Source organism: Halorubrum sp. FL23 (assembly GCF_052439115.2).
In the GTDB taxonomy this organism is placed as follows: domain Archaea; phylum Halobacteriota; class Halobacteria; order Halobacteriales; family Haloferacaceae; genus Halorubrum; species Halorubrum persicum.
The window spans coordinates 160,458-168,823 of record NZ_JBQVRO020000009.1; the positions used below are offsets into that span (position 1 = coordinate 160,458).

Below are 8,366 nucleotides of genomic sequence, written 5' to 3' on the forward strand. Positions count from 1 at the left end.
AGCGGTTCGCGCCGCCGGTTCAGAACGAGACCGGTGACGGTCCGTCGTCGGCGTCGGTCGTCGGGTCGCGGTCCGAGTAGAACCGCCGACCGACCCCGCGGTGGCAGACGCCGGCGCGGAGCGTGGTGAACACGTCGTCCGCGTTGTCGAACGTCTGCTCGCCGAACCGCTCCAGCACGTCTCCGAGACGCTCGGAGCCGTCCGCGAGCTCTACGGTCGCGTTCCCGTGGGCCGCGATCAGTTCTTCCGAGGTCGTCGGATATTGGTGCCGTTCGAGTCGGTCGTCGACGCCGTTCAAGCGCATCAACTACTGCGAATCGCCGAGGGTTCTTAATGATTGTCCATGCACAACCTTAGTCCGGAGAATCACATTATATTTCCTTATATTGTCGATGGATCGCATGATCGCACGGGCTTCGACCACCGACGCTTAGTGCGCGGTCGCCGAACGACCGGCATGGACACGGACCGGATCGTCGCCGACCTCCACGCGCACACGACGGTCTCTGACGGCACCATGACGGCCGACGAGCTCGTCGACGTCGCCCGCGACGCCGGCCTCGACTGGGTCGCGATCACCGACCACGACCGCCTCCACCCGGAGCTGGACGCACCGGTCGTCGAGCGCGACGGGGTCCGGGTCGTTCGCGGGATCGAACTCCGCGTCGACGCCGGCTTCGATCGGCTCGACCTGCTCGGCTATGCGGCCGAACACACCGACGCCCTCGACGCCGAGATCGAGCGGCTTCAGGCCGATCGGGAGCGACGGGGGGCCGCGATCCTCGAGGCCGTGGAAGACCGGCTCGGCGTCGACCTCGGCGTGGAACCCCGCCCCGGGCTCGGGCGCCCGCACATCGCCCGCGCGATCGACGAGTCGGCGGCGCCGTACGACTACGCGGGGGCCTTCGACGAACTGATCGGGAACGACGGTCCCTGCTACGTCGCGCGCGAGGTGACGGAACTGGCGCGCGGCGCCGAACTGCTCCGGGACGCCTGCGCGGTCGTCGGACTCGCTCACCCGTTCCGGTACGACGACGTGGACGCCGCCCTCGACGTGGCCCGCGATCTGGACGCGGTCGAGCGGTTCTACCCGTACGGGCGCGCGGTCGACGACGCGCGTGTCGAGCGCGTGGCCGCCGAGAGCGACCTCCTTCTGACGGGCGGTACCGACGCGCACCAGCGAACCCTCGCCGAGGCGGGACTGACGGCGGAGCGGTTCGCGCCGATCCGCGAGCGCCTCCCGGAGCCGGTCTCCGGCCCCGTCTGAGAGCGCGCCCGCCGGCGTCCCGATCCTCCCCGATCGACGAACAGGGTTAAGCCCGGCGCCGACAGAGTGTGACGTATGCGGTGTCACTACTGCGAGCAGGAGGCCACGTACGAGGCCGAGCAGAGCGGCGTGGTCGTCGGGCTCTGCGAGGAGCACTTCAAGGCGCGCGTCGAGGAGCTCGCCGAGTCCGACGAGCTCGCCTCGCTCCGCGACCGGATCGACGTCGAGTCGTCGGAGTAGCCGCCGGCCGAGCCATCGGTCGACTCCCCCTCTTTATCACCCGGCTCGCCGCGGACGGATCATAAAAGGCATCTCGGAGCCAAGGCTCGCGTATGCACCCAACGGACCGGCCGCGGCGGCTCCGCACCGACGGCGTCCGCCCGCTCGTCAGCGAGACCTCGCTGTCGGCGTCGGACCTCGTCGCGCCCGTCTTCGTCGACGCGACCACCGACGAGCGCGTCCCGATCGAGACGATGCCGGGCCACGAGCGCGTCCCCGTCGACGAGGCGGTCGCCCGCGTCGAGGAGATCCGCGACACCGGAGTCGAGGCGGTCATCGTCTTCGGCATCCCCGAGTCGAAGGATCCCAACGGAACCCGCGCGTACGCCGAGGACGGGGTCGTCCAGCGCGCGCTCCGCCGCATCACCGCCGAGACCGATGCGTACGCGATCGGCGACGTCTGCCTCTGTGAGTACACCGACCACGGGCACTGCGGCGTGATCGAGGAGTCGGCGGAGACGGACCCGACGCTCACCGTGAAGAACGACGAGACGCTGGACCTGCTCGCCGAAACCGCCGTCTCGCAGGCGGACGCGGGCGCGGACATGGTCGCGCCCTCGGCGATGACGGACGGCCAGGTCCGGGCGATCCGCGAGGCGCTCGACGACGCGGGCCACGAGGACGTGGCCCTGATGAGCTACGCGGTCAAGTACGAGTCCGCCTTCTACGGCCCCTTCCGCGACGCGGCCGACGGCGCGCCGGCGTTCGGCGACCGTCGACACTACCAGATGGACCCCGCGAACCGCCGCGAGGCGCTCCGCGAGGCTCGGATCGACGCCGAAGAGGGGGCGGACGTGTTGATGGTGAAACCCGGGCTCCCCTACCTCGACATCGTCGGCGACCTCCGGCGGGAGTTCGACCACCCGATCGCCGCGTACAACGTCTCGGGCGAGTACGCGATGTTACACGCGGCCGCGGAGAAGGGGTGGCTCGACCTGGAGGCGACCGCTCACGAGTCGCTGCTCTCGCTCAAGCGCGCGGGCGCGGACCTGATCGTCACGTACTTCGCCGAGGATCTCGCCGGTCGACTGTAACCTCAGACCACCTGCTCGCCGTCGTCGTCGTACACCTCGATGGCGTCGACCGGACAGACCCGCGCCGCGAACTTCGCGTCGAACTCCTCGTCGTCGGGCACGTCGACGACGAACACGTCTTCCGCCTCCTCCTCGCTTCCTCGCAGATCGGCTTTCCCGTCGTTCAGATCCTTCTCGAAGGCGTCCCACTCGGCGACGCATTGGAACATCCCCACGCAGGTGTCGCGGTCGAACTTCACGCGCATGCCTTCCGGTTCGGCGAGGCGGTACAAAGCGCTGGCGACGGGACGGCCGCGATCGGGCTCTCCGCCGCGACCGTCCTTTTTAAGCGTCACAGGCACCCACGCCCGGGTATGACCACGGTCTGGCTCGTCGATCGGCAGTTCGACTCGAAGGGGCTCGTGCGGCTCACCTACGCCACCGAAGACGGCGAGCGGATGCACACGAAGGAGCTGGCCGAGCAGCGGCTCGTCACGGGCGACGGGGTCACCGCCGGCCGCGAGGTCGACGACTCCGCGCTCGGGGAGAGCCCCGACGACGAGGTCGAGCGGTTCGCCGCGGAAGCGTCGAAGATGGCCGCCGACCACGACCGCGACGACACGGTCTGACCGCGCCCCCACGGGGCTCTCCCGCGCTCGCGTGTGCGTGCCCCTCTCCGCTCACGTGTCCCCCGCGCTCACGTGCCTCTCCCCGCGCCTTGGCTCCGGCTGACCGCGCTTCCGCGCGATCTCTCCCCACACAACCGAGGCCGTTAAGGGGGAACCGGCGGAACGTGAGCGTGAAATGCCCAGTGGTGAGTACGACCCCGACGCCGTCGAGCCGCGGTGGCAGCGGCGATGGGTCGACGAGGAGACGTACGCCTACCCCGACGACGACCCGGTCGATCCGAACACCGTCTTCTCCATCGATACGCCCCCGCCGACGGTATCGGGGAGCCTCCACATGGGTCACCTGTACGGGTTCACCCTCCAGGACTTCGTCGCGCGCTTCGAGCGCATGAACGGCGGGGCGACGTTCTTCCCGTTCGGCTACGACGACAACGGGATCGCCTCCGAGCGGCTCACCGAGGACGAGCTCGACATCCGCCACCAGGACTTCGAACGCCGGGAGTTCCAGGCGAAGTGCCGAGAGGTCTGCGCGCAGTACGAGGAGCAGTTCACCGAGAACGTCCAGTCGCTCGGCGTCTCCGTCGACTGGGACCACACCTATCAGACGATCGAGCCGCGCGTCCAGCGCGTCTCCCAGCTCTCGTTCGTCGACCTGTACGACCAGGGCCGCGAGTACCGCGAGAAGGCGCCCGCGATCTGGTGTCCCGAGTGCGAGACCGCCATCTCGCAGGTCGAGACCGAGGACGACGAGCAGGCCAGCCACTTCAACGACATCGCCTTCCCCGTCGCCGGAGGCGACGACGAGTTCGTCATCTCGACGACTCGCCCCGAACTCCTCCCCGCCTGCGTCGCCGTCTTCGTCCACCCCGAGGACGACGGGAATCAGCACCTCGTCGGCGAGTCCGCCGAGGTCCCCCTGTTCGGCCACGAGGTCCCGATCATCGCCGACGAGCGCGTCGACATGGAGACGGGCTCCGGCATCGTGATGTGCTGTACGTTCGGCGACCAGAACGACATCGAGTGGTATCAGGTCCACGACCTCGACCTCCGGGTCGCCATCGACGAGTCCGGTCACATGACCGAGGTCGCCGAGGCGTACGAGGGACTGCACTCCTCGGAGGCCGGCGAGGCCATCGTCGAGGACCTCGACGAAGCGGGCGCGCTGCTCGACCGGCGCGACATCACTCACACCGTCAACGTCCACGAGCGCTGCGGGACGAGCGTCGAGTTCCTCGTCACCGAGCAGTGGTACATCGAGATGCTCGACAAGACCGACGAGTACCTCCAGATCGGTCGCGAGATGGAGTGGTCGCCGGAGAAGATGTTCAGCCGGTACGAACACTGGGTCGAAGGGCTTCAGTGGGACTGGCTCATCTCCCGGCAGCGCTCCTCCGGCATCCCGTTCCCCGTGTGGTACTGCGAGGACTGCGACGAGGTCGTCGTCGCCGACAAGGCCGACCTCCCGGTCGATCCGCTCTCCGACGATCCGCCGGTCGACGCCTGCCCCGCGTGCGGTCACGACGCGTTCGAGCCGGAAGACGACGTGCTCGACACGTGGGCCACTTCCAGCCTGACACCGCTGATCAACGCCGGTTGGGATTGGGACGAGGAGGCCGGGGAGTTCACGATGGAGCACCCGGAGCTGTACCAGTTCAATCTCCGTCCGCAGGGCCACGACATCATCAGCTTCTGGCTGTTCCACACCCTCGTCAAGTGTTACGAGCACACCGACGAGGTTCCGTTCGAGGAGACGATGATCAACGGGCACGTCCTCGACGAGAACCGACAGAAGATGTCGAAGTCCGTCGGCAACGTCGTCGAGCCCCAGACCGTGCTCGAGGAGTTCCCGGTCGACGCCACGCGCTACTGGGCCGCCGGCACCGCCGTCGGCGACGACTTCCCGTTCAAGGAGAAGGACCTTCGCGCGGGCGAGAAGCTGATCCGCAAGCTGTGGAACGCCTCCAAGCTCGTCGAGTCGCTGGCGCCGGAGCCGTACCCGGATGAGCCGGCCGACGAAGACCTCCGAGAGCTCGACCGCTGGCTGCTCGCCGAGCTCGACAGTGAGGTCGAACGCCTCACCGAGCTGTTCGAGGATCGCGCCTTCTCGAAGGCCCGCGACGAGCTTCGAGGGTTCTTCTGGAACACCTTCTGTGACGACTACCTCGAGATCGCCAAACAGCGCGAGGACGACGCCGCGGCGTACACGCTTCGGACCGCCCACCGGCGGTTCCTGAAGCTGTTCGCCCCGCTGCTCGCGCACGTCACCGAGGAGCTGTGGCACGACATGTACGCCGACGCCGCGACGCAGGCGGCGGACGCCGCCGACGGCGCCGGCGACTCCGTCCACCTCGTCGATTGGCCCGAACCGCTCGGCATCGACGCCGACCGAGACGCGGGCGCGGCGGCGACGGCGGTGGTCGGGACGCTCCGGAAGTACAAGAGCGAGAACCAGCTCCCGCTGAACGCCGAACTCGACGCGGTCGAGGTGTACGCCGACGTTCGCGGGTTCGAGGACGACGTCACCGGCGTGATGCACGTCGCGGACCTCACCGTCCACCCCGACGAGGACGCTCCGGTCGAGACGGTGGTCACCGGGATCGACCTCGACTACGCGACCGTCGGGCCGAAGTACGGCGACCAGGTCGGCGACATCGAGGCGGCGCTCGCGCAGGAGGAGTACGAGATCGACGGCGACGAGCTCCACGTCGCGGGCGTCACGCTCGTCGGCGATGAGTTCGCAGTCGAGGAGGAGCGGCAGTATCAGGGCGACGGCGAGCTGTTGGAGGCCGACGACGTGGTCGTCATCGTCCGTCACGAAGCGTAGCGCGCCGCTCTCGGCGCACCTCTGTTACAGGTCTACGCCGACGGCGGCCTCGACCGAATCGAAGCCGTCGCGATCGAGGAGGTCGAGGATCCCCTCGTTGATCTCGCGTGCGAGGCTCGGTCCCTCGTACACGAGCGCTGTGTACAGCTGTACGACGGACGCGCCCGCCCGTATCTTCTCGTAGGCACCCCTCGCGTCCGACACCCCTCCGACGCCGATCACCGGCACGTCGGTGCGCTCGGCGACGAATCGGATCCGCTCCGTGGCGATCGACTCTATCGGCTTCCCGGAGAGCCCGCCGCGCTCGGCTTGCTGGGGGCTCTTCAGCGAGTTCGGCCGCGAGGTCGTCGTGTTGGTCGCGATGACACCGTCGAGACCGAGGTCGTCGACGACGCCAAGCGCGTCTTCAACCGCCGGCTCCGGGAGGTCCGGGGAGAGCTTCACGAGGAGCGGATCGGCGCCCGCATCCGCGAGAGCGCCGAGGATCTCCTCTAACGCCGCGCGGTTCTGCAGCTCGCGGAGCCCGGGCGTGTTCGGGCTGGAGACGTTGACGACGAAGTAGTCTCCCGCGTCGGCGACGCGCTCGTACGTGTACACGTAATCGTCAGGGGCCTCGCCGAGGGGCGTCGACTTCGACTTCCCGATGTTGATCCCGACCGGGACCTCCGGAAGCGGCTCTCTGTCGAGCCGCTCCCCGACGATGTCGGCGCCCTCGTTGTTGAACCCCATCCGATTTATCAGCGCCTCGTCTTCGCGCAGCCGGAACAGCCGCGGTCGCGGATTCCCCGGCTGTCGCTCGGCCGTGACGCCGCCGACCTCCACGTGGCCGAACCCCAACGCCGCGAGGATGCGTGGAACCTCCGCGTTCTTGTCGAAGCCTGCCGCGACGCCGACGGGATTCGGAAACGAGTTTCCGAACGCGTCGACGCCCAGACGGGAGTCGTCCACGACGAACCGATCGCGGAGGCGGTCCGTCACCGGCGTCCCCTGTACCACCCGTAACAGCTGGTGTGTCAACCCGTGTGCGGTCTCAGGCGGGAGCCCGAACAGCGCCGGTTTCACCAGATCGTACGCGCCCATCGTTTCGGCCTCGTCACGGACGTGCATCAATCCGCCGACCGGCGTCGCAAGTGAGGGTTGCCGGCACTTCCGCTGTTCGGCGTTTCGGTCCACAGAACGAATTCGACGGAACGCCCGTCGCCTCAGAAGTCGTGTTCGAGGTCTTCCGGGCTGGAGTCGGCTTTCTGGATGATGATCTTCCCGTCTCGGACCCGCACGAACACCTCGTCGCCGATCTCCATCCCGGCGACGGCGAGCTCGTCCTCGTGGAGATTCACGTGGACGTTGTGGTACTCCCCGTCGTCGTCCTTGGCGCCACTTGGGCTGAGCTTCTTTTTACGGACCATCGCGGTTGTACTGGTCGAACTTCGCCATACCAGACACATAAGTGTTGTTTACCCGAATAGGGCGGGTGACGCGCTTTTCGCGGTGCTATCCGTCGCGGAGCGAGAGCCGATCGGCATCTCGGTTCGAGCGCTCTGTCGCTCCGGTGATCGACCGGCGTTCGGATCGGCTCGAAAATCGATCGAAACCGCTAGCCCGTGTAGAGTTAGTATTTAAATATTTTGGATGTTAGCTTTCATTTCCCCGATATATTTATTACAGACTGTGTGCTGGGTTCCCATGGAGGATAAACCATGGTACGTGAAGACGGTAAGCGAAACTTCGCCCTTCGGGAGGAAGACGGATCGGAACCGAGCGAGTTCTCCGGCAACATGCCTCGTCAGGCCGCGCTCAAGGCAGCTCGGACGCTCGAGCCCGCCCCTTCGGAAGACGAAGCGGAACGAATCACGCTCCGCCTTCGGGAGAAGGGGACACAGAAAGTTCACGAGTACGAGGGGTGGGCCTGGAAGGACAGCGCTCCCGAGGTCGATGAGGCCGACGACGACTTCTGGCTTAACGACCTCAACGACATCACGAAGGCGAACGTCTCGAAACAAGGGATCGAGTACATCGACGACGAGTAGCCTTCGAGTTCAGACCGTTTTTTCGACGCATCCGTCCGCGCATAGCTATCCGCTTGTTCACACTTCCCCGTCATGAAACCGCATGACGTAGCGCCGGTAGTTCGACGGGGTTAAATACAACCCGGCCATCGTGACTAATGCGAAGAACGCACCTGCGAACTCGGGCCGTTCAACTCGGCTCGGTTTCGCTGGACCTGAAGAGCTTCGATGGGTTTATGACCCCTCGAAGAAAACAATCAGGTCCGCAAGGATGAGGATTTCGCCCCCTGCGCTCCGGCGTAAGAGGAAATCTGATGTGAGCCGTGGTAGTTCGGTGTCATCCAGGTC

Annotated in this window: 10 protein-coding genes; 6 read left to right on the plus strand and 4 right to left on the minus strand. The window is 66.9% G+C overall.

What is annotated here, in order from left to right:
- Positions 1 to 19 precede the first annotated feature (19 nt).
- Positions 20 to 304: a DUF5789 family protein gene (locus ACT4MF_RS12565; protein WP_099255221.1), complete on the minus strand. Its 285-nt coding sequence runs from the start codon at positions 302 to 304 to the stop codon at positions 20 to 22.
- 153 nt (positions 305 to 457) lie between these two features.
- Here ACT4MF_RS12565 and ACT4MF_RS12570 point away from each other — a divergent pair, with 153 nt between their 5' ends.
- The 3 genes from ACT4MF_RS12570 to hemB all read left to right on the plus strand — a co-directional run bounded on the left by ACT4MF_RS12570 (position 458) and on the right by hemB (position 2,580).
- Positions 458 to 1,267: a PHP domain-containing protein gene (locus tag ACT4MF_RS12570; RefSeq protein ID WP_099255220.1), complete on the plus strand. Its 810-nt coding sequence runs from the start codon at positions 458 to 460 to the stop codon at positions 1,265 to 1,267.
- A 75-nt stretch (positions 1,268 to 1,342) separates the two neighbouring features.
- Positions 1,343 to 1,507: a DUF6757 family protein gene (locus ACT4MF_RS12575; RefSeq protein ID WP_444682857.1), complete on the plus strand. Its 165-nt coding sequence runs from the start codon at positions 1,343 to 1,345 to the stop codon at positions 1,505 to 1,507.
- A gap of 92 nt (positions 1,508 to 1,599) precedes the next feature.
- The gene (gene hemB / locus ACT4MF_RS12580) at positions 1,600 to 2,580 is read left to right on the plus strand and encodes a porphobilinogen synthase (protein ID WP_444682858.1); all 981 of its coding nucleotides are present in this window, start codon (positions 1,600 to 1,602) and stop codon (positions 2,578 to 2,580) included.
- Between the two features lie 2 nt (positions 2,581 to 2,582).
- Here the strand turns inward: hemB and ACT4MF_RS12585 are convergent, their stop codons facing one another.
- A complete protein-coding gene (locus ACT4MF_RS12585) occupies positions 2,583 to 2,825 on the minus strand; it encodes a ferredoxin (protein WP_099255218.1) in 243 nt (80 codons plus the stop codon).
- A gap of 108 nt (positions 2,826 to 2,933) precedes the next feature.
- Between ACT4MF_RS12585 and ACT4MF_RS12590 the strand changes: the two genes are divergently transcribed.
- Both ACT4MF_RS12590 and ACT4MF_RS12595 read left to right on the plus strand, forming a co-directional pair.
- Positions 2,934 to 3,188, plus strand: coding sequence for a DUF7967 family protein (locus ACT4MF_RS12590; protein ID WP_099255217.1), 255 nt, complete (start codon positions 2,934 to 2,936; stop codon positions 3,186 to 3,188).
- A gap of 175 nt (positions 3,189 to 3,363) precedes the next feature.
- Positions 3,364 to 6,012: a valine--tRNA ligase gene (locus tag ACT4MF_RS12595; RefSeq protein WP_444682859.1), complete on the plus strand. Its 2,649-nt coding sequence runs from the start codon at positions 3,364 to 3,366 to the stop codon at positions 6,010 to 6,012.
- A 24-nt stretch (positions 6,013 to 6,036) separates the two neighbouring features.
- Here ACT4MF_RS12595 and ACT4MF_RS12600 read toward each other — a convergent pair whose 3' ends face one another.
- Together ACT4MF_RS12600 and ACT4MF_RS12605 are read right to left on the minus strand one after the other, a co-directional pair.
- Positions 6,037 to 7,092, minus strand: a complete 1,056-nt coding sequence (locus tag ACT4MF_RS12600) for a quinone-dependent dihydroorotate dehydrogenase (protein ID WP_444682864.1) — start codon at positions 7,090 to 7,092, stop codon at positions 6,037 to 6,039.
- A 122-nt stretch (positions 7,093 to 7,214) separates the two neighbouring features.
- Positions 7,215 to 7,418 carry an AbrB/MazE/SpoVT family DNA-binding domain-containing protein gene (locus ACT4MF_RS12605; RefSeq protein ID WP_050024870.1) on the minus strand — a complete coding sequence of 68 codons (204 nt, stop codon included), beginning with the start codon at positions 7,416 to 7,418 and terminating at the stop codon, positions 7,215 to 7,217.
- A 291-nt stretch (positions 7,419 to 7,709) separates the two neighbouring features.
- On the opposite strand from ACT4MF_RS12605, the gene ACT4MF_RS12610 reads away from it, so the two are divergent.
- Entirely contained in the window at positions 7,710 to 8,039 is a 330-nt protein-coding gene (locus tag ACT4MF_RS12610) for a non-histone chromosomal MC1 family protein (RefSeq protein WP_444682860.1), read from the plus strand.
- Positions 8,040 to 8,366: the final 327 nt, after the last annotated feature.